This window comes from Serratia sp. T13T92, from assembly GCF_047530105.1.
GTDB classification, from domain to species: domain Bacteria; phylum Pseudomonadota; class Gammaproteobacteria; order Enterobacterales; family Enterobacteriaceae; genus Chania; species Chania fonticola.
Map to the genome: position 1 here is coordinate 1 of NZ_JBLJAK010000022.1, position 22,356 is coordinate 22,356.

General features: G+C 54.8%; 21 protein-coding genes, 2 tRNA genes, 1 rRNA gene and 1 pseudogene. 10 read left to right on the forward strand and 15 right to left on the reverse strand.

The window, feature by feature from the left end; all coding sequences use genetic code 11:
* The first annotated feature begins 6 nt into the window (after positions 1-6).
* The 3 genes from rrf (at position 7) to dkgB (ending at position 1,312) form a co-directional block, all read left to right on the forward strand.
* Positions 7-122, forward strand: a 5S ribosomal RNA gene (rrf, locus tag ACMV5I_RS18785).
* A 94-nt stretch (positions 123-216) separates the two neighbouring features.
* A tRNA-Asp gene (locus ACMV5I_RS18790) sits at positions 217-293 on the forward strand.
* A gap of 215 nt (positions 294-508) precedes the next feature.
* Entirely contained in the window at positions 509-1,312 is an 804-nt protein-coding gene (gene dkgB / locus ACMV5I_RS18795) for a 2,5-didehydrogluconate reductase DkgB (RefSeq protein WP_174334211.1), read from the forward strand.
* Positions 1,313-1,359: 47 nt separating this feature from the next.
* On the opposite strand, the gene ACMV5I_RS18800 is transcribed toward dkgB, so the two are convergent.
* Genes ACMV5I_RS18800 through ACMV5I_RS18820 form a run of 5 tightly spaced genes read right to left on the reverse strand, consistent with a single transcriptional unit; the run spans position 1,360 to position 5,692 of the window.
* Entirely contained in the window at positions 1,360-1,671 is a 312-nt protein-coding gene (locus ACMV5I_RS18800) for a PTS lactose/cellobiose transporter subunit IIA (protein WP_024483598.1), read from the reverse strand.
* A 1-nt stretch (position 1,672) separates the two neighbouring features.
* Complete coding sequence (locus ACMV5I_RS18805; RefSeq protein WP_024483599.1) at positions 1,673-1,984, reverse strand: PTS sugar transporter subunit IIB; 312 nt, start codon at positions 1,982-1,984, stop codon at positions 1,673-1,675.
* A 1-nt stretch (position 1,985) separates the two neighbouring features.
* Complete coding sequence (locus ACMV5I_RS18810) at positions 1,986-3,446, reverse strand: M17 family metallopeptidase (protein WP_414825034.1); 1,461 nt, start codon at positions 3,444-3,446, stop codon at positions 1,986-1,988.
* Positions 3,439-4,404 carry a N(4)-(beta-N-acetylglucosaminyl)-L-asparaginase gene (locus ACMV5I_RS18815; RefSeq protein ID WP_024483601.1) on the reverse strand — a complete coding sequence of 322 codons (966 nt, stop codon included), beginning with the start codon at positions 4,402-4,404 and terminating at the stop codon, positions 3,439-3,441. The genes ACMV5I_RS18810 and ACMV5I_RS18815 overlap by 8 nt, the downstream gene beginning before the upstream one ends.
* 1 nt (position 4,405) lies before the next feature.
* Entirely contained in the window at positions 4,406-5,692 is a 1,287-nt protein-coding gene (locus tag ACMV5I_RS18820; protein ID WP_024483602.1) for a PTS sugar transporter subunit IIC, read from the reverse strand.
* Positions 5,693-5,871: 179 nt separating this feature from the next.
* Here ACMV5I_RS18820 and ACMV5I_RS18825 point away from each other — a divergent pair, with 179 nt between their 5' ends.
* Positions 5,872-6,744 carry a hypothetical protein gene (locus ACMV5I_RS18825; protein ID WP_202727728.1) on the forward strand — a complete coding sequence of 291 codons (873 nt, stop codon included), beginning with the start codon at positions 5,872-5,874 and terminating at the stop codon, positions 6,742-6,744.
* Here the strand turns inward: ACMV5I_RS18825 and yafC are convergent.
* Positions 6,741-7,631, reverse strand: a complete 891-nt coding sequence (gene yafC, locus ACMV5I_RS18830; protein WP_121608814.1) for a DNA-binding transcriptional regulator YafC — start codon at positions 7,629-7,631, stop codon at positions 6,741-6,743. The genes ACMV5I_RS18825 and yafC overlap by 4 nt on opposite strands.
* Positions 7,632-7,736: 105 nt before the next feature.
* Here yafC and ACMV5I_RS18835 point away from each other — a divergent pair, with 105 nt between their 5' ends.
* Positions 7,737-8,912 (forward strand): MFS transporter, encoded by a 1,176-nt coding sequence (locus ACMV5I_RS18835; RefSeq protein ID WP_414825035.1) that lies wholly within the window; start codon positions 7,737-7,739, stop codon positions 8,910-8,912.
* A 226-nt stretch (positions 8,913-9,138) separates the two neighbouring features.
* Positions 9,139-9,933, forward strand: a complete 795-nt coding sequence (locus ACMV5I_RS18840; RefSeq protein ID WP_121608816.1) for an endonuclease/exonuclease/phosphatase family protein — start codon at positions 9,139-9,141, stop codon at positions 9,931-9,933.
* Positions 9,934-9,988: 55 nt separating this feature from the next.
* Here ACMV5I_RS18840 and mltD read toward each other — a convergent pair whose 3' ends face one another.
* Together mltD and gloB are read right to left on the reverse strand one after the other, a co-directional pair.
* Positions 9,989-11,362: a murein transglycosylase D gene (gene mltD, locus ACMV5I_RS18845; RefSeq protein ID WP_414825036.1), complete on the reverse strand. Its 1,374-nt coding sequence runs from the start codon at positions 11,360-11,362 to the stop codon at positions 9,989-9,991.
* A gap of 71 nt (positions 11,363-11,433) precedes the next feature.
* On the reverse strand, positions 11,434-12,189 hold the full coding sequence (gene gloB / locus ACMV5I_RS18850) for a hydroxyacylglutathione hydrolase (protein WP_414825037.1): 756 nt from the start codon (positions 12,187-12,189) through the stop codon (positions 11,434-11,436).
* 44 nt (positions 12,190-12,233) lie between these two features.
* Here gloB and ACMV5I_RS18855 point away from each other — a divergent pair, with 44 nt between their 5' ends.
* The gene (locus ACMV5I_RS18855) at positions 12,234-12,953 is read left to right on the forward strand and encodes a class I SAM-dependent methyltransferase (RefSeq protein ID WP_414825038.1); all 720 of its coding nucleotides are present in this window, start codon (positions 12,234-12,236) and stop codon (positions 12,951-12,953) included.
* Here ACMV5I_RS18855 and rnhA read toward each other — a convergent pair.
* Positions 12,950-13,536: pseudogene (gene rnhA, locus ACMV5I_RS18860) on the reverse strand (ribonuclease HI). The gene ACMV5I_RS18855 and the pseudogene rnhA sit on opposite strands and share 4 nt — an antisense overlap.
* On the opposite strand from rnhA, the gene dnaQ reads away from it, so the two are divergent.
* Positions 13,490-14,236: a DNA polymerase III subunit epsilon gene (gene dnaQ, locus ACMV5I_RS18865; RefSeq protein ID WP_121608820.1), complete on the forward strand. Its 747-nt coding sequence runs from the start codon at positions 13,490-13,492 to the stop codon at positions 14,234-14,236. The pseudogene rnhA and the gene dnaQ overlap by 47 nt on opposite strands.
* Positions 14,237-14,390: 154 nt before the next feature.
* Positions 14,391-14,467: transfer RNA gene (locus ACMV5I_RS18870), tRNA-Asp, on the forward strand.
* A gap of 278 nt (positions 14,468-14,745) precedes the next feature.
* Here the strand turns inward: ACMV5I_RS18870 and ACMV5I_RS18875 are convergent.
* The 5 genes from ACMV5I_RS18875 to ACMV5I_RS18895 all read right to left on the reverse strand — a co-directional run bounded on the left by ACMV5I_RS18875 (position 14,746) and on the right by ACMV5I_RS18895 (position 21,296).
* Complete coding sequence (locus tag ACMV5I_RS18875; protein WP_202727733.1) at positions 14,746-15,750, reverse strand: LacI family DNA-binding transcriptional regulator; 1,005 nt, start codon at positions 15,748-15,750, stop codon at positions 14,746-14,748.
* Positions 15,751-15,780: 30 nt separating this feature from the next.
* Complete coding sequence (locus tag ACMV5I_RS18880) at positions 15,781-17,181, reverse strand: sucrose-6-phosphate hydrolase (RefSeq protein WP_414825039.1); 1,401 nt, start codon at positions 17,179-17,181, stop codon at positions 15,781-15,783.
* Complete coding sequence (locus ACMV5I_RS18885; RefSeq protein WP_202727735.1) at positions 17,181-18,551, reverse strand: sucrose-specific PTS transporter subunit IIBC; 1,371 nt, start codon at positions 18,549-18,551, stop codon at positions 17,181-17,183. Before ACMV5I_RS18885 ends, ACMV5I_RS18880 begins: the two co-directional genes overlap by 1 nt.
* Positions 18,552-18,688: 137 nt before the next feature.
* A complete protein-coding gene (locus ACMV5I_RS18890) occupies positions 18,689-20,206 on the reverse strand; it encodes a carbohydrate porin (RefSeq protein ID WP_414825040.1) in 1,518 nt (505 codons plus the stop codon).
* Positions 20,207-20,372: 166 nt separating this feature from the next.
* The gene (locus ACMV5I_RS18895; protein WP_202727737.1) at positions 20,373-21,296 is read right to left on the reverse strand and encodes an aminoimidazole riboside kinase; all 924 of its coding nucleotides are present in this window, start codon (positions 21,294-21,296) and stop codon (positions 20,373-20,375) included.
* A 197-nt stretch (positions 21,297-21,493) separates the two neighbouring features.
* Here ACMV5I_RS18895 and ACMV5I_RS18900 point away from each other — a divergent pair, with 197 nt between their 5' ends.
* Positions 21,494-21,748: a hypothetical protein gene (locus tag ACMV5I_RS18900; RefSeq protein ID WP_414825041.1), complete on the forward strand. Its 255-nt coding sequence runs from the start codon at positions 21,494-21,496 to the stop codon at positions 21,746-21,748.
* Between the two features lie 61 nt (positions 21,749-21,809).
* Here ACMV5I_RS18900 and ACMV5I_RS18905 read toward each other — a convergent pair whose 3' ends face one another.
* The gene (locus tag ACMV5I_RS18905) at positions 21,810-22,352 is read right to left on the reverse strand and encodes a fimbrial protein (protein WP_414825042.1); all 543 of its coding nucleotides are present in this window, start codon (positions 22,350-22,352) and stop codon (positions 21,810-21,812) included.
* Between the last annotated feature and the right edge of the window lie 4 nt (positions 22,353-22,356).

Sequence of the window (22,356 nt, forward strand, 5' to 3'; positions counted from 1 at the left end):
AATTTGCCTGGCGGCAATAGCGCGGTGGTCCCACCTGACCCCATGCCGAACTCAGAAGTGAAACGCCGTAGCGCCGATGGTAGTGTGGGGTCTCCCCATGCGAGAGTAGGACACTGCCAGGCATCAAATAAACGTTATCAGTATGACACCTGGTAATGCGCGAAATCACTCAGGTGGTTTTGCCAGCATCGAAAGATGCGACGTAAAAGAATCGGTGGAGCGGTAGTTCAGTTGGTTAGAATACCTGCCTGTCACGCAGGGGGTCGCGGGTTCGAGCCCCGTCCGTTCCGCCACTTAATTGATAAGCCCTGAGTCTCTGACTCAGGGCTTTTTCATTTGCTTAAATTGAACACCCCAATGGTTTATTCCTGCCTCAATTAGCGTCAATTTCTGATTATTGTTGCCAATTAATCAAAAGTCTTATGCACAATAGGGCGTTTTTGATCAACAAAACTGCTGCCATAATCCTCTCAAGCTGTTTTGATAAACAAACCGAGAGAACATAATTATGAGCATCCCTGCATTTGGCTTAGGTACCTTCCGTCTACAAGATCAAGTGGTGATCGATTCCGTGAGCACCGCTCTGGAACTGGGCTACCGTGCCATCGACACCGCACAAATCTATGAGAACGAAGCGGCCGTTGGCCAAGCTATCGCAGCCAGCGGCGTGAAACGTGAAGAGCTATTTATCACCACCAAAATCTGGATCGCCAACCTGGGCAAAGACCAACTGATCCCAAGCCTGCAAGAAAGCCTGAAAAAGCTGCAAACCTCCTATGTGGATCTGACCCTGATCCATTGGCCGTCACCGAACGATGAAGTCTCGGTTGCCGAGTCGATGGCGGAGTTGGTGAAGGCTAAGGAACTCGGACTGACGCGCCAGATTGGTATTTCCAACTTCACCGTTGAACTGATGCAGCGCGCTATTGATGCGGTGGGTGCTGATGCGATCGCCACCAATCAAATCGAACTCTCGCCGTATCTGCAAAACCGTCAGGTGGTTGAATTTGCGCAACAGCATGGCATTGCCATCACCTCTTATATGACGTTGGCTTATGGCAAGGCGTTGCAGGATGAAGTCATCAACAATATCGCCAAACGCCGTGATGTGACTGCGGCTCAGGTGATCCTGGCTTGGGCTATGCAACTGGGTTATGCGGTGATCCCGTCCTCGACCAAGCGTGAAAACCTGGCGAGCAATCTGTTGGCCCAGCAACTGACGCTGTCTGATGATGAAATGGCTGAGATTGCTGCATTAGAATGCAATGGCCGTCTGGTTAGCCCGGAAGGTCTGGCACCAAACTGGGATTGATAGGTTGGCCGTCTGTGGTTTTGAGGCCACAGGCGGCTTAGCTTGTTTTAACGAGCGATCTTTTGGTGTAAGGCGATAATCTCACGGCCCATTTCCATCAGCATAATCGCGTTCATCAGATGGTCCTGTGCATGGACCATCACCAGATGAACCGGGATTTTACCGCTGCCTTCGTCCATTTCGATCAGTTTGGTCTGCACGTGATGAGCGCCAGAGAGTGCCTCCTGCGCTTGTTGCATATACTGTTCGGCCTGCACGAAGTCTTCTTCTTCACGCGCACAGCGCATGGCTTGAAACACCAGACTGCGGGCGTAACCCGCATTGGCAATCAGCTCCATCACTTCGTTTTCCAAATCCATTTCAGGCTTCCTCAATCAGTGCCAGAGCTTGATCCAATACCTTGTCACCCTTCATGGTGCCGTAGGCCATCATATCGATGCAGGCGACTTTTTTATGGTGCTCGTGGGCTATCTTCTCGCATTCTGCCAGCTTATAGCGGATCTGCGGCCCCAGCAGCGCGACGTCAAATTCGGTTACCGCCGTTTTGTATTCACGGATCGACTTGGCACAGATCTCGGCGTCAATACCGCGCGCTTTGGCGGCTTCCTGCATCTTTTTCACCAGCAGACTGGTGGACATACCCAAGTCACACACTAACAGGATCTTTTTCATGTTATTTCTCCAGGCGTTCCAGCAGGTGCTGGATTAAAAGTGGGATCGGTCGGCCAGAGGCCACGCTACGGCCATTTTCGCGCCACAGCGCGGTGCCGCTGATATCAAGGTGTGCCCAGGGAATATCCTCCCGGCTGAAGCGACTTAGGAAGTAGGCGGCAGAGGTACTGATCGCCGCATTGTTGGTCGGCGTGTTGCACAGATCGGCAATATGGCTCTCGACCTGTTTGCTGAAGCGCTCATCCAACGGCAACGACCATAAAGGATCGCCACTGTGCAAGCCTGCCTGAGTAAGATCGTGACGCAGGTTTTCATCCTCGGTCATCAGCCCGCTAAGATCGTAACCCAAGGCTTTGACCACCGCGCCGGTGAGCGTAGCCAGATCGATCACGTATTCAGGCGGCTGCTGATTATTGGTCAACCTGCTGGCGTAGGCGATACCATCGGCCAGTACCAGCCGCCCCTCGGCATCGGTGTTATTGATTTCCACGGTTAAGCCGCTGTAGCTGGTTGCGACATCGCCAGGGCGCATCGCGGCCGGGCCAATCATATTTTCGGCCAGCGCCAGTACGCCAACCAGACGTACCGGTAGCTTGAGTTCTGCCACGGCCAGCATCAGGCCAAAGACGTTGGCGGCGCCACACATGTCATATTTCATGGTGTACATGCCATCGCCGCCCTTTAGCCACAGGCCGCCGGTATCGAAGGTGATACCTTTGCCCACGTAGGCGCTGAAGGGGCCGGTATCGCTACCCTGGTAACGTATCACCACCAAACGTGGAGGATTATCGGCACCTTTACCTACCGCCTCTAGCAAGCCAAGACCCTGTTCAGCGATCTGCTGTTCATCCAAAACTTCGCAGCTCAGGCTGGGATAGGGTGCAATCTGGCGGGCGATCTCGCTGGCGAAAAATGCCGGGGTGCAACGATCGCTTGGCATGTCGGCAATGCGTCGTGCTGCCTTCATCCCCATGGCGGTGGCTGCTGCTTGAGACAGGTACGGTTCGAGAGTGGCTCGTTGCTCCGGCTGGCAATAGAACACCAATTCCTGGATGCGCGGTACAGGCGCCGTTGCTGCCTTTTTCAGACCGAGATCGCTCAGTTGGTAATCCAGGTTGAACAGGAAATGCAGCAGAGGGCTCAGTGCCGGCAGGCTGCGGTGATCAAACACCGTGCAGTCGACGATCAACTGCGTACTAGAGCCGCTGCGTAGTAGAGGACGCAGTGCGGTGACCAGCTTGCTGGTTTGCCCATCGAGCCAGAACGTTTTTGGCAACAGCGTGACGCGGCCTACCGGAGCACAGCCATAGGCGCAGTCGGCGGTTTGCTGTTGGGCGGTGGCCTGGAGTTCCTGTAACAGGGCTGCATTGCAGGGTAATTGCAATGGGCTGTCGGGATAGCTAATCACATGGTTGTTAACTTCCCATGCGGGGATGTCACTCAGTAACCGATAATTAATCAAAATGGATCTCCTCAATCGGCGCGCGAATGCGCTCGGCATAGTCGGTTAGCCATTGCTCGCTGGCTGGAGTGTAGTGGGTATGCTCGGCACGGCGTTCTGCCAGATACACCGTCGGTGGCTGGATGGCGCTGGCGACCACAAACGAGAAGGTTTTGATATTGGTTGAGATGCCGAACTCTCCCTGCCGATTCATGCAGACTACGGAGAGATCGCCCACCCGGCCAAAGCGGGCTATCAGCCGGTCTTCCAGCTCGAAGACGACCGAATCGGCCGCCTGTTGTGGCGTCATACCTTGCTGCATACGGCGCACGATCTCATAGCTGGTGCAGCCCTTCATCAGGTCTTCACCCACTCCGGTGGCAGTTGCGGCACCGATCTGGCTGTCACAGTAGAAACCGGAGCCAATCACCGGTGAATCACCCAGTCGGCCACGGCGTTTCATAAACAACCCGCTGGTAGACGTGGCCACGCTCATTGAACCATGTAGATCGAGGCCGATAATGCCGACGGTATCGTGACCATCGTAGGGGCTAAGGCCCTTATCGATGGTTTCGCGGCAGCGTTTACGATAGTGCTGGGTTGCACGTTCGGTGAGCATGGTCTTGTCGGCAAAACCCTGGCTAAGGGCCCACTCACGTGCGCCAGCCCCCACCAGGACGCTGTTGAAGCGTTCGCGGCTCAGCGCCTGGGCAACCTTCACCGGGTTGGCGATATCCACCAGGTTACCAACGGCACCAAAGGCCAGCGTATCGCCATCCATAAAGGCCGCATCCAGTTCTACCTCACCATTTTCGGTAGGCAGGCCGCCGAAACCGACAGATTTATAAAACGGAAAATCCTCCACTTCCGCCACCGCGCTAACCACGCTTTGTGCGGCGCTTGCCCCGGCTTTCAGCGCTTCACTGGCTTGGGTGACGCCTTCCAGGGCCATACGCCAGGTTGCAATCATTCCCCACATATCAAACTCCTGATGTTTCGGCTGCGCGATACTGTTTGTCCAGAATGCGCAGGAAAGGCAGATAAAGCATGGCGCCGATCAGCAGGTTAACGATCTGCATCAGGCTGCCACTCAAATGGCCGGTCACGATAAAGCCACTGATCACCGGTGGCAGCGTCCAGGGGATAAATACCCCGGTAGTGACGGCGACGGCCCCCACCTTCATCGCCACGTATTGCACGGTAACCAACACCACTGGAACCAGGTTGAAGGGAATCAACATTATGGGGTTCATGATCACCGGCAGGCCAAATAGGATCGGTTCATTAATATTGAAGATTGAGGCCGCCGCCCCCATGCGACCTACTTCGCGGATGCTGTTGCTACGGGCAAAGAACAGAATGGCGATCACCAACGACAGGGTGGCACCGGCCCCCCCCATCCAGATCATATCGAAGAACTGTTCGGTAACGATGTGCGGTGGCGTAACCCCGGCCTGGATAGCGGCGATGTTGTCGGTCTGGTTTTCCATCCACAGTGGACGAATGATGCCGTTGACCATCGAACCGGAGTTGATCCCCACTGACCATAGGATGGTGATACTCAATACCGTCAGCAGCGCGCCGATATAGGAAGTGCCAAAGTGACGTACCGGCGTAGCGACCACGTTATAAATAAACTGATGAATGGTTTGGTAGCTGGTGTGTTCGAACAGAATACGGATCGCCAGCACCAGGATAATCACGAACAGAGCAGGGAGCAGAGCGGCGAAGGATTCCTGTACCGCAGGTGGCACGCCTTCGGGCATTTTGATAATCAGTTTGCGGCGCTTGAGGTAGCAGAACAGTTCAGTCCACAGCAGTGAGCCGATCATCGCCACAAACAGCCCCTTGCTGCCGATCCACTCGGTCGGGATCACATTGATATTGCCCAAGGCTTCTACCTTGATAAACGGCGTGAGGATCAGGAAGCACACCAGCGACAGAATACCGCTGGAGACGCGATCCTCGTCATAATGTTCCGCCAGGCGGTAAGCGGTAAGGAAGCTGACAAACAGCGACATGGTGGAGAATACCGCGTTGAACGGGATCTCGATGATATTGCTCCAGCTGGCGCCAAACAGGCCTGCCATAAACTGCTGGTAACCCTGATTGGGGAACGACGAGATCACCAGCAGGATAGAGCCGACGATAATGAACGGCATAAAGGAAACATAGGCACCGCGGATGGCACACAAATGCCGCTGCTGTGCGGCCTTGGCCGCCAGAGGCATCAGCTTGGCTTCAAGAAATCCCAGAACGTTGTTCATGCTAAACCCCGTAGGTATGCTTATTGGAGAAAAACAGGTAAGGGTGGCGACTTATTGGCTGGGATTATCAGTGAATGGATTTTAAAGAAAGGTGAATCAGTTCACAGTGTGAGGTGAATTTATAAAATATCTCACAAGATTAGTTATGATAGGACATCAATTTTAGTGTGGAGTCCACGATGGAAATCAAGCTGCATGCCAATGCGACCACCACCCCACGAGTGCGGCGTTATATCCAGCAATCGGATAAAAGTGACCGCGTTTTGGCGCAGGAGCTGGGCATCTCCGTGGCGACAGTACGCCGTTGGCGGCAGCGCCAGGATGTCGCCGATCGCCATACGGTGCCCAAAACTACCCGCAAACTGCTGACGGACGAGCAGAGTTTGCTTATCAACTGGCTGAGACAAAAATTACAGTTGCCGTTGGATGAGCTGCTGGTGGTGGTGAATCAGGGGATGCAACAGCCGATCTCCCGTGCGGGTTTGGATCGCTATCTACGCGGCGTGGGCCAGCGCGGTGAGGAACAGAGCATGGTGCTACGCGGTAAAAAGGCGGTGAAGGCTGGTGAACTGCCGGGAACTCTCGCCCTTTTTTATCAACGAATTAGCCTATCGGCCGAGGATGGCGGCGAACAGCACCTCTTGTGGGCCGAAGAGAAGGTCAGCGGTTGGCTGAGTGCACGAGCCTTTGCGGGCGCTTCGCCGATGCTGGTGGTCAACTGGCTGAAGGAACTGTTACCGCACTGCCCTGGTGATATACAATCTATTGAGACTGAAAATAAAAAGCTGTTCGGCAATAGCGAGTCTCAGACCCATCCCCTACAGCTATGGTGTCGGGAGCAGGGGATAACGCTGCAACAACCCGCGTTACCGCAAATGGAGATTGTGCTGCGGCTTGAAAGCCAACTGGCGCAGTTGCTACCGGCGGCGGAGAACTCATCACTAGACAACGTGTTGCAGGCGCTCTGTGCCAGCTATAACCAACAGTGGCCACAGAAGAAGCTGGGTGGCCTGACGCCCACCGCATTCTGGTTACAGCATCGACCAGGTTAGCGGGGTGTCAGGCTTTCACTAAGGAAGTCGATAAAGCTGCGTAGGCGGTTGCTTACGGCACTGTCGCTGTAATAAACCGCATTCACCGGTACGGCAACCGGCAGCGTCTCCTCGACCAGGATCTGCACTAAGTCTCCACGCTGAATATCCTCATCGATCATAAAGTTCGACAGGCAGGCGATGCCGTTGCCATGCAGGCAAAGGTGGCGCTGTGTTTCTCCGCTGTTGGTAGTCAGCCCCGGTGTAATCTCCAACTGCCGGCCATCGGCGCAGGCTAATGGCCAGCGGTTCAGGTTGGGCAGATCGTTGAAGCCGATGCAGCAATGTTGCGCCAGTTCCTCCACGCTTTGCGGGGTACCAAACTGCTGCAGATAGGCCGGTGACGTCACAATTTTTCGATAGCTGTTCATCAGTTTACGCGCCTTCAAACTTGAGTCTGTCAGTTCCCCCACCCGGATGGCAATGTCGACCTTGCGCTCAATCAGGTTGATAAAGGTTTCTGAAGAGACTAGCGAGAGCGACATTTCCGGGTAGCGGGCACGAAACTCGCCAACCAATGGGGTCAGCACGTGCAACACGACCGGCGTTGCGGCATCCACGCGTAACAGGCCCTGGGGCCGCTGGCGGCTCTCCATCAGCGCATTTTCCGCCGCGGCCATATCGCTCAGGACTTTCTGCACCTGGCGGAAATAGTTTTCGCCTTCCTGCGTTAGGCTGATCTGGCGGGTGGTGCGATTGAGCAGCGTGACCCCCAGCTTACTTTCCAGCTTTTTAACCGTACGGCTGACCACCGAGTTCGCCTGTTCCAAGTGCTCCGCCGCGCGGCTGAAGCTACCGCATTCCACCACGGTGACAAAGGTGACCAGTTCATCCGAATTTGCCTTCATTGTTGCTCCGTCAGCAAAATTTATTTGAAATTTTGAGCATTTTTATCATTTAAGCACAGGCAGATAATCACCGCTATCAACCCGAACGCTATTTTGGAGTTAGCAATGCCTCTCGCTTTACTTGCCTTGACCATCAGTGCCTATGCCATCGGCACCACGGAGTTTGTGATTGTCGGATTGATCCCGACCATCGCCGAGCAGTTGAACGTCACTGTGCCCTCCGCAGGGCTGCTGGTGACCCTGTACGCCATTGGGGTGGCGATCGGCGCGCCGGTACTGACCGCTTTAACCGGCCGAGTGCCACGCAAGATGCTGCTGGTGGGCCTGATGGTGCTGTTCACCCTTGGCAACCTGCTGGCCTGGCAGTCACCGAGCTATGAGTCACTGGTGGTTGCTCGTTTACTGACTGGCCTGGCGCACGGGGTGTTTTTCTCGGTGGGTTCAACCATTGCGACCAGCCTGGTAGCCAAAGAGAAGGCGGCAACGGCCATCGCCATCATGTTTGGTGGCTTGACCGTCGCGTTGGTGACCGGCGTGCCGTTAGGCACCTTTATCGGCCAGCACTTCGGCTGGCGTGAGACCTTCCTGGCGGTGTCGTTGATTGGTATGGTGGCGATTATTGCCAGCCTGATCCTGATCCCGAATAACATCAAGAACCAGGCCAGTGCCAGCATCCGCGATCAGCTGCAAGTGCTAACTCACCCGCGCCTGCTGCTGATTTATGCCGTTACCGCACTGGGCTACGGCGGGGTATTTACGACCTTCACCTTCCTGGCGCCGATGATGCAGGAGCTGGCTGGTTTCTCGGCTCCGGCCGTCAGTTGGATTTTGCTGGCCTATGGCATAGCGGTAGCCATCGGTAACATTTGGGGCGGCAAGCTGGCCGACCGTCATGGCGCGGTACGGGCATTGAGCTTTATCTTTGCCGCGTTAGCCGCCTTGCTGTTGGTGTTTCAGTTTACAGCAAGCCACAGCATCGCTGCGTTGCTGACGGTGGTGGTGATGGGGGTATTTGCCTTTGGCAATGTCCCGGGCTTGCAGGTTTATGTGGTGCAGAAGGCCGAGCAGTACACACCGAACGCGGTGGACGTTGCTTCTGGCCTGAATATCGCGGCTTTTAACGTGGGGATCGCACTGGGCTCGGTGATTGGCGGACAGACCATGGCCTCATTAGGGTTGGCGCAAACGCCTTGGATCGGGGCGCTGATTGTGGTGGGGGCATTGTTACTGATTGGTCTCAGTGGCCGCTTGGATAAACAATACCCACGGCAGTTCGCCTGATCCCATCTTGTACTCTTCTTGGCCCGCATTGGCGGGCCTTTTCGCATTCAGCGCGAACCTTTACAGACACATACACGGCATTGATTGAAATCGGCCCGCCTTGCCCCTATAACTGGATCTCTAAAAGCCATGTTGGCAGAGCCGCTCAGGCGTATACTCAATTTAGTCTTGGTAGCCATGTTGCTATCAACGTGATCTTCATCCGAACGGGAAATAGGCGAATAACGTGCCGAAACGAACTTATGCAATGAGGTATGTTGCGGGCCAGCCAGTTGAACGGATTTTCCCTGGTGCCATCAATCAGCCGCTACCGGCCGGGGCCGCCTTGCCTACGTCTGGTGCGCTGCGGGTAATGGTATGGAATATTTTCAAACAGCAGCGTGCCGATTGGCTTTCGGTATTGAAAGACTTCGGTAAAGATGCGCAGCTGGTGCTATTGCAGGAGGCGCAGACCACGCCGGAATTGGTCAGCTTTGCCACTTCTAACTATCTGGCTGCCGATCAGGTGCCCGCCTTTGTGTTGCCGCAACACCCTTCAGGTGTGATGACGCTGGCGGCGGCACATCCGGTGTATTGTTGCCCGCTGCGCGAACGGGAGCCGCTGCTGCGTTTGGCCAAGTCGGCGTTGATCACCGTCTACCCTTTATTAGATGGTCAACTGTTGATGGTCGTGAATATCCACGCGGTGAACTTTAGCCTGGGAGTGGATGTTTACAGCAAACAGCTTGGCCCGATTGGTGAGCAGATAGCCCTGCATCGGGGGCCGGTGATCATGGCGGGGGATTTTAACGCCTGGAGCCGCAAGCGCATCAACGCGCTGTATCAATTTGCCAGCGATATGGCGTTGCACGAGGTCAACTTCGCCGACGATCATCGCCGTAAAGCCTTTGGCCGCCCGTTGGATTTTATCTTTTACCGCAACCTGGGCGTTACAGAGGCCTCGGTGCTGGTGACTCAGGCCTCAGACCACAATCCGCTGCTGGTGGAGTTCCATTCGCAAACCGATAAACCGGTCTGGTAGCGAAATTTGGCCAATAAAAAAGCATCCCGAGGGATGCTTTTTTTGTGGCGAAAACTTAGGTTTCCGGCGACGATTTGTTGCTGACAAACAGCGTCAGCTTCACACCAGGTTGCAAACTGCTGGCTTTGCCGATCGTTGAGTTCCAACGCATCACGTCGTTAATTTCGACGCCGTGACGACGTGCAATGCTGGATAGCGAATCACCTTTACGCACTTGATAGGTGATGCTGCTGTTATCTCTGGCATTGCTGGCCACTTGCAGGGTTTGCCCAACTTTCAGCGTGCTCTTGCCACGCAAATTGTTCCAACTCTGCAAATCGCTGGTCTTAACGTTCAACCGTTTGGCGATGGTGGATAACGTATCGCCGGAGCGAACCTTATACGCACTTCCGCCTGACAGGCCGCTGTTCTTCGCCAACTGGGTGGTTGGTAATGTTGCAGCTATCTGTCCGTCGGCCAACGAGTCTTTCAACTGTGCGGCATTCTTTTTGGGAACCATGATGTAATGGGGCCCATTAGGTGCCGTAACGCCTTTCTTGTAGCCAGGGTTATAAGCCTTCATCTTGGTGAGAGAAAGCCCAGACATCTCTGCCGCCTGAGTCAGCTGGATCTGCTGACCGACATCAATACGCGCCAGTGCACGGGTTTCGTCAGTTTTTGGCAACTTGACGCCGTACTTTTTGCTGTGCTTGATGATATCGCTCAGTGCCAGCATTTTCGGGACATAGATTGACGTTTCACGCGGAAGCGACAATGCCCAGAACTCGGTGGACTTACCCTGACGTTTATTCGCCTTAACCGCCTGCATGACTCGGCCTTCACCACTGTTATACGCGGCGATGGTCAATAACCAGTCACCGTCAAACATGCGGTTCAAACGCTCCATCATGTTAAGCGCAGCAGTCGTCGAGGCCACAACATCACGGCGCCCGTCATACCACTGATTGTTTTTCAAACCATAATTGCGACCCGTTTGCGGCACGATCTGCCATAGCCCTGCGGCATTGGCACTTGACGTGGCGTGAGGGTCAAAAGCGCTCTCCACTATGGGTAGCAGTACCAGTTCCATCGGCATATTGCGTTTCTTAATCTGCCCGACTATCCAGTACATGTACGGCTCTGCCCGTAGTGTTACATCGTGGAGATAGCTCTTACTTTTTAAATATTTTCTTTTTTGTTCACGGATCCGGTCGTTTTCCGGAACCTCCATCTTCAGCTCGTCGCTAATGAAGTTCCACAGGTTCTGCTGAGCGGCGCTATTGTTACTGTCTAGCCACCGTGCCGAACTCGCTGTGTACTCTCCTGCTTCACTTTCTTGACCTGCCGAAGACAGACTCTGTGCATGTTGCTTTGGCGCCGATACATCCTGCCAGGATGACTGGCAACCAACCAACAAGACCGAGGCGAGAAGTATCGCTTTAGCCTTCATGTGTGTGTCAATATAGTTGCTTAAAAGACGAGCAAGGATACTTTGCTTCGCCAAAAAACACAACTAAAAGCTTAGAAGGCATCCTTGCGCAGGCGTAATTCGGAAAAAACCGAATGAAGCTGACTCGGCGGCGAATTAAAGCCTATTTCCTTTTGTAAATCAGTGTCATGGCAGCGTAAAAATAGATTAATTTTACGCTCTAATTGCAACGTTGTGGGCAGGCTGGGTACTCCTTTTGCCCTTGATTGCTCAATTTGTTGCTGATATGTTTCAATCTGGCGGTCTTGCGGTAAAATTGTCCTGGCAAACTTAAGGTTTGAGAGCGTGTACTCGTGTGCGCAACAAATTAGGGTTTCGTCGGGAAGTTGCGCGAGCCGTTGAAATGAGTGGTACATTTGCTCTGCCGTCCCTTCAAAAAGCCGTCCGCAGCCCGCAGAAAAAAGCGTATCTCCACAGAAAAGATAAGGTGCATTGTAGAATGCCACGTGACCCAGGGTATGCCCTGGAACCGCGATGGTGGTGTAGCTACGCCCGCCAATTTCCAGGATATCGCCATCCTGAACCAACCGATTTGCTCCCTTATTAGCGGTTTCCTGAGGACCATACACCGGCAGATCCGGATATTGCGCAACGATTTCCGCAACGCCGCCGACGTGGTCGTGATGGTGGTGGGTCAATAATATGGCATCGGGGGTCAGTTGCCGTTGGGACAACGCCGATAATACCGGACCAGCTTCGCCGGGATCGACGATCACACAGCGCCCTTGCTGGTTAGCCAATAACCAAATGTAATTGTCCTGAAAAGCGGGAATGCTGATAAGATTCATGGAACACCTCTCGTTGGCAACGGCTTGAAAGAAGATACTAAACCATGAAACCAGCCCAGACTCTACAAAAGCTCACTAGCCCCTACTCCTGGGCCGAGTTGCCGTGGGGCGAATACTATCGTGAGGCGTTGGAGCGGGAGTTGCAGCCTTGGTGGCCCAAGATGTTTGGTTTCCATCTGTTGAAGATCGGCAATCTCAGCGCCGAGTTGGATAGCGAAAAGTGCGCCATCTCGCATCAGGTTAACGTGGGATTGGCCGGGGATAACCTGCATGTGCAGGCCGATCCTTATCAGTTGCCCTTTGCGGCCAAGTCCGTCGATGCCTGTCTATTGGCCCATACGCTCTCTTATGCCGATGACCCACACCGTTTGCTGCGTGAGGTGGATCGCGTCATGATTGACGATGGCTGGCTGGTGATCAGCAGTTTCAACCCTTTTAGCCTGCTAGGTTTGGGGAAGCTGATCCCCAGGTTGCGCAAACGCCAGCCTTACGTCAGCCGGATGTTTACCCAGATGCGCCTGCTGGACTGGCTCAGCCTTCTCAATTATGAGGTGTTGGATCAGACGCGCTTCCACGTGTTGCCTTGGCAGCGCAAAGGAGGGACTTTCTTGAGTACGCATTTACCGGCGCTTGGCTGTATGAGCGTGATTGTAGCCCGCAAGCGAACCTTGCCGCTGACGCCAACGCCGATGAAAGTGGGGGCGAGAAAACACTCTCTCAGCCGCGCAGTGGGCGCGACCAAGAGTTATCGCAAACTGCCTTAAGCTTCGGGTTTGTAGCCAACGTCGTCCTGCGTCGGGCTGCCAGCTGCATCGCGTGCCAGCACGTCGCAACGTTCGTTTTCCGGGTGCCCGGCATGGCCTTTGACCCATTCCCAACGGATGGTGTGGCGGGCAATCGCCAGATCCAGGCGCTGCCAAAGATCGACGTTCTTCACCGGTTTTTTGTCGGCAGTTTTCCAGCCGCGCTTTTTCCAGTTGTGGATCCAACTGGTGATCCCTTGGCGTACGTATTGGCTATCGGTGCTCAGCACCACTTCGCAGGGGGTGGTCAAGGCTTCGAGCGCCACAATGGCGGCCATCAGCTCCATGCGGTTATTGGTCGTCAGGTAATAACCCGCGCTGAACAGTTTCTCGTGCTGTTTATAACGCAAAATTGCGCCGTAACCGCCGGGGCCTGGATTACCAAGGCAAGAGCCGTCGGTGAAAATTTCTACCTGTTTAAGCATCTCTGGTAGACTCTTCCTATCAGTTTTATAAAAACCAAGTCTGACATAAACCAGCGCCATGAGCACAGCATTATGATCTCTACACCAACCAGACAGATCGTTCTCGATACCGAAACCACCGGTATGAACAAGCTAGGGGTTCACTACGAAGGTCACCGTATCATTGAGATCGGGGCCGTTGAGGTGATCAACCGTCGCCTGACCGGGCGCCATTTCCACGTTTACGTCAAGCCGGATCGGCTGGTGGATCCGGAAGCTTACGGCGTACACGGTATCAGCGATGAGTTCCTGGCGGATAAGCCTACTTTCGATCAGATCGCCGCTGAATTTATCGACTTTATCCGTGGTGGCGAGTTAGTCATTCATAACGCAGCGTTCGATATCGGCTTTATGGATCACGAGTTCCGCATGTTGCAGCGAGATATCCCGAAGACGGATACTTTCTGCACCATCACCGACAGCCTGTTGATGGCGCGCCGCCTGTTTCCAGGCAAGCGTAACAACCTCGATGCGCTGTGCAACCGCTATGAGATAGACAACACCAAGCGAACGCTGCACGGCGCTTTGCTCGATGCCGAGATCCTGGCGGAAGTCTATCTGGCGATGACCGGTGGCCAGACCTCGATGGCTTTCCAGATGGAAGGGGACACCCAGCAGACGGATTCAGCCCAGGATATCCAACGCATCCAACGCCCGGCTACGGCGATGAAAGTGATCTATGCCAGTGACGCAGAATTGCAGGCTCACGAATCACGTCTGGATCTGGTGCAAAAGAAGGGTGGTAGCTGCCTGTGGCGTGGTGGCGCACCAGCCGAATAACAGCCTGTCAGGGTAGAAATGACGCTTAAGCGGCATAATCAACGCGTGTTCGTTGAAAAACTGTGCAAACGACTCTTTTTATAAGAAAAGACGTTGACGGAATGGCGAGGCAACCGTAATATTCGGCTCGTTCCCCCGCAAGAGGGAACGTTGCGGAGCGGTAGTTCAGTTGGTTAGAATACCTGCCTGTCACGCAGGGGGTCGCGGGTTCGAGCCCCGTCCGTTCCGCCAACATTCAGGGCCATGTTATTAATTAACATGGCCCTTTTTCTTTTCTAAAACGTCCACTATGCCATTGCCGTCTGGCACGCATTCGCTTGTATCCTTTTTATTTAGGTGCCTTCAGATTTTCATTCCGCCGCTTGGCTGCCGACAGTATGGCAGGGGACCTTCGTCGACCATCGAACGTAGCTGCAAAGGGATCTCCGTTCAAAACCGCCTGCAGCCGGAAGACGAAGCCAGCAAAAAAGCTTTCCACTTTGTGAGGTGCACTTGCCTTGATACGTAAATTAGCGATGGCGGATTTGCAGGGCTGCTGGCAGGTAGCGCTGTAGCGGCTCAGGCGTGTTGTCGTCGATAAGCTGGCTTATCAAATCGTAGCAGTGCCAGGCCAACTGGCGGTTGTCCTGCTGCACGGTGTCGATACGCAGCGACAGCGAATCATACAGATAGTGATCGTCAAAGCTCGCCAGATGGATGTCGCAATCGAGCAAATGATGTTGGCTCATATAGCGTAGAACCCCTTCCAACAGTCCGCAGGCGGCGGTAAACAGCGCCTTTGGCGGACGGCCGAGACGGGCGCAGAGCGCGGCGAACATCTCATAGCCGGAACTGGGATGATAGTTGCCGTTGATCACCCATTCCGGGCGCAGTTGAATGCCTGCCTGCGCCAAACCCTGAGTAAAGCCCGCCAGACGGTCGCGTGATGGCGAGAGCCGTGGCTGGCCGCCTAAAAACCAGAACTCATCGCCATGCTGAGGCGCAATGCGAGAAATCAGCTCTGCCGTCGGGGTAATAGAATCGGTCATCACCAGCGGCAGGCAACTTTCATTAGGGCAACGGTCAAACAGCACCACCGGCAACTGCTCGCTAAGCTTCAGGTAGTCGGCGTCGTTATGCATACAGGACGCGACGATCAGTCCATCGACCTGACGAGCAATCATATTATTGACCACCATACTCTCCTGACCGGGGTTTTCGTCGGTACAGGAAATAAGCAGCTGGATGCCGGCTTCGCGGCACAGCATCTCAAGCTCGTGGGAAAAGACCGCAAAGCCGTAGTTGGTGATCTCTGGCACCACCAGTCCGATGGTGTGGCTGCGGTTATCGCGCAGCGAGCGGGCGTGAATGCTCGGCTGATAGTGCTGCTCGCGGGCAATCGCCTGCACGCGCTCGCGGGTTTCCTGCGCCACGCGCAGCTCTTTGCCACGCCCGTTAAGCACCAAGCTGGCGGTCGCTTTGGAAACGCCAGCCAGTTCGGCGATATCTTTAATGGTAACGCGTTTGGTTTTCATTACGACGCCATGAGCCTGAAAGCAAAACGCTTATTCTACCATGCATGTCCGCAGCGGCCAGTAACAGAATGCGCCTGGCATTTTGCCCGTGAAAACCAGCTGTGCCGGATAGTTCGGGAAGTAGCGGCTGCTCATCACCCCTTCACCTTCGTTGATGAAAATTTCCACGCTCGACTGGTCGATGAAAATGCGCAGCGAGTGGATCGTGCCGTGCCAGTAGCGATAGTGCATTTCGTCGCTGGCGAGGCTGCGTCGTGCCAGGCGGATGCCGTTAGCATCGCGCTCCAGGGTTAACGCGCCACCGAAATTGATGTTTAACGCGTCGTGATGGACGGTTTCCAGGGCGATTTCCATCGGAGCCAACTTCAGGGGGGCTTCCTGCCAGCCGTGCGCTTTGCCGCGCAGTGCGGTCAGTTCGCGTAGTGGGCGCTGATAGAGCTTACCGTCGATAAACTCCAGCTCGCGCAGGCAGGTCATCTGATGGATCCAGCCGTTGGCACGCGTAGGCTGGAGCATCTCTTCGCCGTCCGGCACGCCCATCCAGCCGACCAGCAGGCGGCGGCCATCGCTAGTCTGCATAGTTTGCGGGGCGTAAAACTCGAATCCGGCGTCCAGTTCGTGCAGCTCATGGTGCTTGAAGGTGCCGCTGGCGTAGTCGAAAGCACCGGCCATCCACACCGCCGGGTAGGTATTGAGGTAGCGCTTTTTCTCTTGGGCGATCCCCTGCGGGCAGCAAATCAGGACATGCTGGTCGCCGAGTGGGAACAGGTCCGGACACTCCCACATATAGCCCGCGTTATGCAAGCCATTGATGCCGCAGCCAGCGATTTCACCTTTGGCCATCCACTGATGGAGGTCCGTGGAGCTGAACAGTAGCACCTTGCCGCGTTTTTGCAGATCCTGTGCCCCTAGCACCATGTACCAGTGGCCTTCATGCCGCCAGACCTTCGGGTCGCGCACGTGACCGGTATAGCCTTCCGGCAGCGGCAACACCGGGCCGAGTTTGCTGAAGGAGCCATCGGCGTTTTCCGTCGCCAGGCATTGCCACGCGGTTCGGCTACCATCGGCAAATTTGACGTTGCCGGTATAGCACAGAGTTAGTGTGCCGTTGTTATCCACCGCGCTGCCGGAGTAGCAGCCGTTGCGGTCATACTCTTCGTCAGGCATCAGCGCGATCGGTTCATGCTGCCAGTGCAGCAGATCGGCTGAACTCCAGTGCGCCCAGCATTTGAATTTGTGATCGCAGGCAAGCGGATTCCACTGATAGAACAGGTGATAGCGTCCGGAAAATTCGACAAAGCCGTTGGGATCGTTCATGAGCCCTGTCACCGGCGCAGGGTGCCAGCGGGGGTAGTGGCTATCGGCCAGCGTGCGCGGCTGGCCCTGCATAACGGCCTGCAAAATCGCAGGCAAGCGTGATGGAAGTGACATTATTCAGCGTCCGTTTTGTATTTCAGTACCAGAGAGACCACAAAAGCGACGCCAAAGGCGATGGCCATCCCGATAATGTAGTTCAGCAGCGAGCTGGCCTGTACGATAGCCATGCCAGGGATTGCCGTTAGGCCAACCGCGGTCATGTAGACGTGCATTGACACCACCCAAGCGCCACCTGTCGCACCGCCGATCAGCGCGGCGATAAACGGCTTCACAAAGCGTAAGTTGATACCAAAAATTGCCGCTTCGGTGATCCCCAGCATGGCAGAAAATGCCGATGGCAGGGTAATCGCTTTGATTTTCGCGTCTTTGGTTTTAAACCATACCGCCAGACAGGCGCCGCCCTGGGCGACGTTGGCCATGGCCCAAATCGGCAGCAAGAAGTTGACGCCGATGGACGTGTTGCCCAGCAGTCCTGCTTCGATGGCGTGGAAACTGTGGTGAATACCGGTAATCACAATCACCGAATAGAGGCCGCCAAACAGCAGTCCGGCCAGCCAACCAGCATGGCTAATCAGTGTGCTGAGGACAAACGAGATGCCGTCGCCGAGTGCGCGACCGGCCGGGCCGATAATCAACAGGGCGATAAAACCGGAAATGATCACCGTCAGGAACGGCGTCAGGATCAGATCCAGCGCATCGGGAATGACGCGACGAAGCTGTTTTTCAACGATGCTCATAAACCACACCGCCAGCAGCACCGGGAACACCGTGCCCTGGTAGCCGATCATGGCAATTTCAAGACCGAAGAAGTTCATGGTGTGGAAACCGGCGGCCACGCCCCAGGCATTGGTCAGCGCCGGGTGGGTCAGAATGCCGCCGAGCGTCGCGCCAAGATAAGGGTTACCGCCAAACTCGCGGGCAGCGGTAAAGCCAATCAGGATCGGCAGAATAATAAACGCCGCCGAGCTGCACATATCCAGTATGATGTAGATGGCGTTGTTTGGGTCAACCCAGCCGTAGGTTTTGACCATTCCCAGCAGGCCCATCAGCAGGCCGGAGGCGACGATTGCCGGGATAATCGGTACGAAGATATTCGACAGCAGGCGGGCGATACGCTGGAAAGGGTTCAGCTTTTTCGCCGCGATGTCGGCGGTTTCTGATTTGCTGGACTCACTAATACCTGCAGCTTGGATAAAGGCGGCGTAGACTTTATTCACCACCCCGGTGCCGAAGATAATCTGCATCTGCCCAGCGTTACGGAAGCAGCCCTTAACCCCTTCGATTTTACTGATGGCCTGCTGGTCGGCCAGTGAATCATCTACCAGCACTAGACGCAGGCGCGTGGCGCAGTGCGCGGCGCTGGCGATATTTTCTTTACCTCCCAAAAGCGGAAGCAGCGAGTGGGAGATCTGTTTAAAATCCATAGTACCCTCTGAATGCGTATGATTTACGTGTCTTGTGCCCGTGGTGACGGGTGCGCAGTCTCTGCATCATTATTGTGTTCTGGGCGACAAAATGTGCTTTGTCGCGCCGGTTGTTTCTGTCGTCAGGTTTTTAACCGTTAGAACCAGGTTTCCATCTGAATTCCGAAATTCCACTCGCCGCCAGCGGTGAAACCGCTGCTGCCGAAGGAGTCATCGCTGGCGTAGTTATCCAGCTTTTTGCTCCAATCCATCCAGGTAGCGAACAGGCGCAGCTCGGGACGGTTGAAGAAATCACCGATGTTGCCTGCTTTAAACGTCGGGGCGAAGGTGAGTTTATAGAAACTGCCGTTAACAGCGTTGCGATCTTTGTAGCCTTCGGGATGCAGATCCATGTATTGATAGCTCCCTTCGTAGGCGAGTGCGAAGTTCTGGGTGATCTCCTGGATCAGACGCATGTTAAAGGTGACCCATTCGTAGCTATCACCTTTGACGTAACGATCTTTACTGCTCTGCGCCAGTACCGCCGGGGCGATATGCCAGCGTTCGCTAAGCGGCGTGGTGCCGTAACTGGCAAAACGCCAGGTATTGGCATCGGAGAGTAGCGCACCGTCGGAGCCGATGCCTTTGACTTCCGCTCCCAGACCGTGACCATAGATCAGCGCGGTTTTGCTGCTGCCTTCACGCAGACCGTAGAAACTGTCGTTATGCAAGCCAACCAGTGCATGCACGCCGTTATTGGCGGCGTCGGTCTGGATGGCATTGCCGTTGTCATCTTTACGGTCGTCGTTATCTTTAGCTTGCAGGCCATTCACCATTACCTGCACCGGGCCGATAAAGTGGTTCATGCTCAGAATGTAGTTCTGCACATTGTTATCGACGTCCTCCAGATCGCCGAAGTTACGCCCGTAAATAGAGAAATTGCTGCGAACGCTGTCGTTCCACTTCACGTCGTAAATACCGCCACCAGTTCCAGCGAGGAACACCACGTCGGAATCGAGCCAGTGGATATCAAAGTTGTCGCGGTCGAAGCGTTTACCGGCCCACAGTGTGGAGCCTTTAAACGGCCCCTCAAAGCTCGGTAAGCTGCCGAGTTCGGCAAACGCCTGGCGGATATTCAGGTCGCTGGAGTCTGCTGACCAGTCGTTATAGGTTCTTTGTCCGTCGGCCAGCATCGCTTTGAAGCGGGTGGTCGTGCCGTTATCCAGCGTCTGTTTATGCTCGAGATTCAGTTCGACGTAGGTATCGGCTTCGTTGCCCAAACGGCCGATAGCGCCGCCGGTTTCTCCGGCTGGCGTCAGGTAAGGGCCGCTTTTGCTGCTGGAGGCGGCGTCGTTCATCAACAGACCAGAGCGGGCATAGCCGTGGAACTCAAAGCCGCTTTTCTCATCGGCTTTCTTCTCAAGCTTTGCGGTGCGCTGAGCGACTTCGTGCGTGGTGTCCTGGTTTTTTTGCTGCTGAGTCGTGAGCTGCTGGACTTTTTTCTCCGCCGACTCGGCACGGTTTTCCGCCGTTTGCGCTCTGTTTTCAGCATCCTGCAGGCGTTTTTCCAGCGCTATCAGACGGGCTTCTATGGTGCTGAGATCCGTTTGCGCGTGGGCTGAGGCGGCGCCGGTTAGCAAAGCGATAAGAACCGCGAGTGTGCTTTTTCTATACATGCTGGTTGCATCCCAAAAGTGAAATTGAAAGGTGTCTTTTTTTTGCTAAACCGGTTTTATTGCTATGTTAAACACGACCTACAAGATCTGGGAATATAATTTGCTAAACCGGTTTAATAAGTGTGATAGATGCAACAAAGTAGGCCGCGCAGGGCGGCCTGAAGGATCAAAACTGGCGATTAAGATCGTGCTGGTAGGGGAGGGCGGTCATCGCACCTTTGGCCGTTGTGGCCAATGCACCGCAGGTTTGCGCCAGAGTGAGCGTGGATTCCAGTGAGGTGATGTCCGTCGGCATCCCTTTCGTAGAAAGGCTGACGAGCAGACCGGCGACGAAAGCGTCTCCCGCACCGGTGGTATCCACGCTGGCAACGGGTTTAGTGCGGAAATGGGTGAATTCCTGCTGAAATGCGGCGAGCACCCCCGCTTTACCTTGAGTGACCAGCAACAATTCAGGCTGATAACGTTCGGTTACCTTGGCGATTCCTTGTGTTAGCTCATCACTGCCGCTGATCAATACCAACTCCTCTTCCGAGAGCTTTACCACGTTTGCCAGGCGCAGGGCGCGTTCGAGGCAGGCGTGCAACAGGTCCTGCTCCTGCCAGAGGTCCTGGCGAATATTGGGGTCAAAGCTGACCCGACCTCCGGCACGTTTGATCTGCTCCATCGCCTTGAAAGTAGTGCTGCGGCTTGGTTCGGCGCTGAGCGCGATGGAGCACACGTGTAACCATTGGTTGGCGGCAAATTCAGGTAGATCTTCCTCTGCCAGAAACAGGTCTGCGCTGGGACGCACCATAAAGGTAAACGTCCGCTCGCCCTGATCGTCAAGGTCGACTATTACAGTGGAGGTGCGGTGCTGACTGTCGAGTCGCATGTTGCTGACGTCGACATGCTCCTGTAGCAGAGTATGGCGCATAAAACGGCCAAACGGATCGTCGCCGACGCGCCCGATAAAGCCGCTATTGCCGCCAAGGCGGGCGACACCTACCGCCACGTTAGCCGGTGCTCCGCCGGGGCATTGCAGCAGGCGGCCCTCGCTTTCCGGTAGCAGGTCGACGACTGCGTCGCCTAGAACCCAAACTTTTGCATTCATGCTGATATTTCCCTTTGGCTAAACTTAATTAAACCGGTTTAGCTAATTAAAGCATAGTGGCAGAATGAGGGGAACGTCACTGCCGGAAAATTGCGAGCCAGGGCAAAAAAAGAGCGGGTTGGCAAAGGGGCTGGCATTCTGCAAGCAGGGGGAACGCTCGCCCAGGCTTTTAATCAGGTTTAGAGGGATGTTATCCAGTGACAGTGATTGCTATTTTCATTGGTAGTGAGCCACTCATCCTGTCAGATCGAGCAAGCTATTCTTTTTATTTTCAGTGCAGAGCAAGTCGTGAGCTACACATCGTTCTCTGGGATGAAGCGGAATGTTTACCGGCTGGTGATTACCTGTTCAGCACCAGGTTACACACCCTCAGCGAGGCCCGGCAACTGGAGATCAGCAAGCTGTTGTGTAAAGAGATGCAGGAGATTTACTCTGGACGAAATATGCCGTAGATGGGGTGATGCCTGCTACCGGACAAGCGCAGGCATCAATTTGCTCGGTGCACTGAAGAAATCAGTCATAGCTGATATTAAACAGTACCGCACTCTTCACTTTTCCGGGGGTTGCGCGCCCGGTTGCATAATACTCATAGCCGATATCACACTGGCTCCGGTTATCGACAATAACGGCACAGCCAACGCGCGGGCCGGTGCGTAAATCCAGCGGCTTGTCATTCATCAGAAGCCGGATTTCGACGTTTTCGGCCTCGCCGATCAGCGTATTGACCAGGTTGCCGGTATCCGCACTGACCGTCGGCCCATTTCCCAGCGTAATATAGGGCGTGTAACCGTTGGTACAATGTACCCCGCCGATATGGATGCTGCCTAGCGAACGGCCATGAGTCATACCGGCTGTGCGTAGGCTCCCCACAAAGACCTGCGGCATCATCCAGTCGTAGTCCTTGTGTTCTTGCCCCTCGACGCTGTCAAAATAACAGGTCGCGAGCTTAATGGAGCCAGTGACGTTCAGTATGCCAGTCGAGGCGGCTGCAACGCTGTTGACGCAGCAAATAAGCACCAGCAGAGACAGTATTCTCTGCGTATTCGTTATCTTCATTCTC

Excerpts from the sequence above, each read along its gene's own strand:
- dkgB (WP_174334211.1), top strand. The coding sequence starts at position 509 with ATGAGCATCCCTGCATTTGGCTTAGGTACCTTCCGTCTACAAGATCAA.
- ACMV5I_RS18800 (WP_024483598.1), bottom strand. The coding sequence starts at position 1,671 with ATGGATTTGGAAAACGAAGTGATGGAGCTGATTGCCAATGCGGGTTAC.
- ACMV5I_RS18805 (WP_024483599.1), bottom strand. The coding sequence starts at position 1,984 with ATGAAAAAGATCCTGTTAGTGTGTGACTTGGGTATGTCCACCAGTCTG.
- ACMV5I_RS18815 (WP_024483601.1), bottom strand. The coding sequence starts at position 4,404 with ATGTGGGGAATGATTGCAACCTGGCGTATGGCCCTGGAAGGCGTCACC.
- ACMV5I_RS18820 (WP_024483602.1), bottom strand. The coding sequence starts at position 5,692 with ATGAACAACGTTCTGGGATTTCTTGAAGCCAAGCTGATGCCTCTGGCG.
- ACMV5I_RS18825 (WP_202727728.1), top strand. The coding sequence starts at position 5,872 with ATGGAAATCAAGCTGCATGCCAATGCGACCACCACCCCACGAGTGCGG.
- yafC (WP_121608814.1), bottom strand. The coding sequence starts at position 7,631 with ATGAAGGCAAATTCGGATGAACTGGTCACCTTTGTCACCGTGGTGGAA.
- ACMV5I_RS18835 (WP_414825035.1), top strand. The coding sequence starts at position 7,737 with ATGCCTCTCGCTTTACTTGCCTTGACCATCAGTGCCTATGCCATCGGC.
- mltD (WP_414825036.1), bottom strand. The coding sequence starts at position 11,362 with ATGAAGGCTAAAGCGATACTTCTCGCCTCGGTCTTGTTGGTTGGTTGC.
- gloB (WP_414825037.1), bottom strand. The coding sequence starts at position 12,189 with ATGAATCTTATCAGCATTCCCGCTTTTCAGGACAATTACATTTGGTTA.
- ACMV5I_RS18855 (WP_414825038.1), top strand. The coding sequence starts at position 12,234 with ATGAAACCAGCCCAGACTCTACAAAAGCTCACTAGCCCCTACTCCTGG.
- dnaQ (WP_121608820.1), top strand. The coding sequence starts at position 13,490 with ATGATCTCTACACCAACCAGACAGATCGTTCTCGATACCGAAACCACC.
- ACMV5I_RS18875 (WP_202727733.1), bottom strand. The coding sequence starts at position 15,750 with ATGAAAACCAAACGCGTTACCATTAAAGATATCGCCGAACTGGCTGGC.
- ACMV5I_RS18880 (WP_414825039.1), bottom strand. The coding sequence starts at position 17,181 with ATGTCACTTCCATCACGCTTGCCTGCGATTTTGCAGGCCGTTATGCAG.
- ACMV5I_RS18885 (WP_202727735.1), bottom strand. The coding sequence starts at position 18,551 with ATGGATTTTAAACAGATCTCCCACTCGCTGCTTCCGCTTTTGGGAGGT.
- ACMV5I_RS18890 (WP_414825040.1), bottom strand. The coding sequence starts at position 20,206 with ATGTATAGAAAAAGCACACTCGCGGTTCTTATCGCTTTGCTAACCGGC.
- ACMV5I_RS18895 (WP_202727737.1), bottom strand. The coding sequence starts at position 21,296 with ATGAATGCAAAAGTTTGGGTTCTAGGCGACGCAGTCGTCGACCTGCTA.
- ACMV5I_RS18905 (WP_414825042.1), bottom strand. The coding sequence starts at position 22,352 with ATGAAGATAACGAATACGCAGAGAATACTGTCTCTGCTGGTGCTTATT.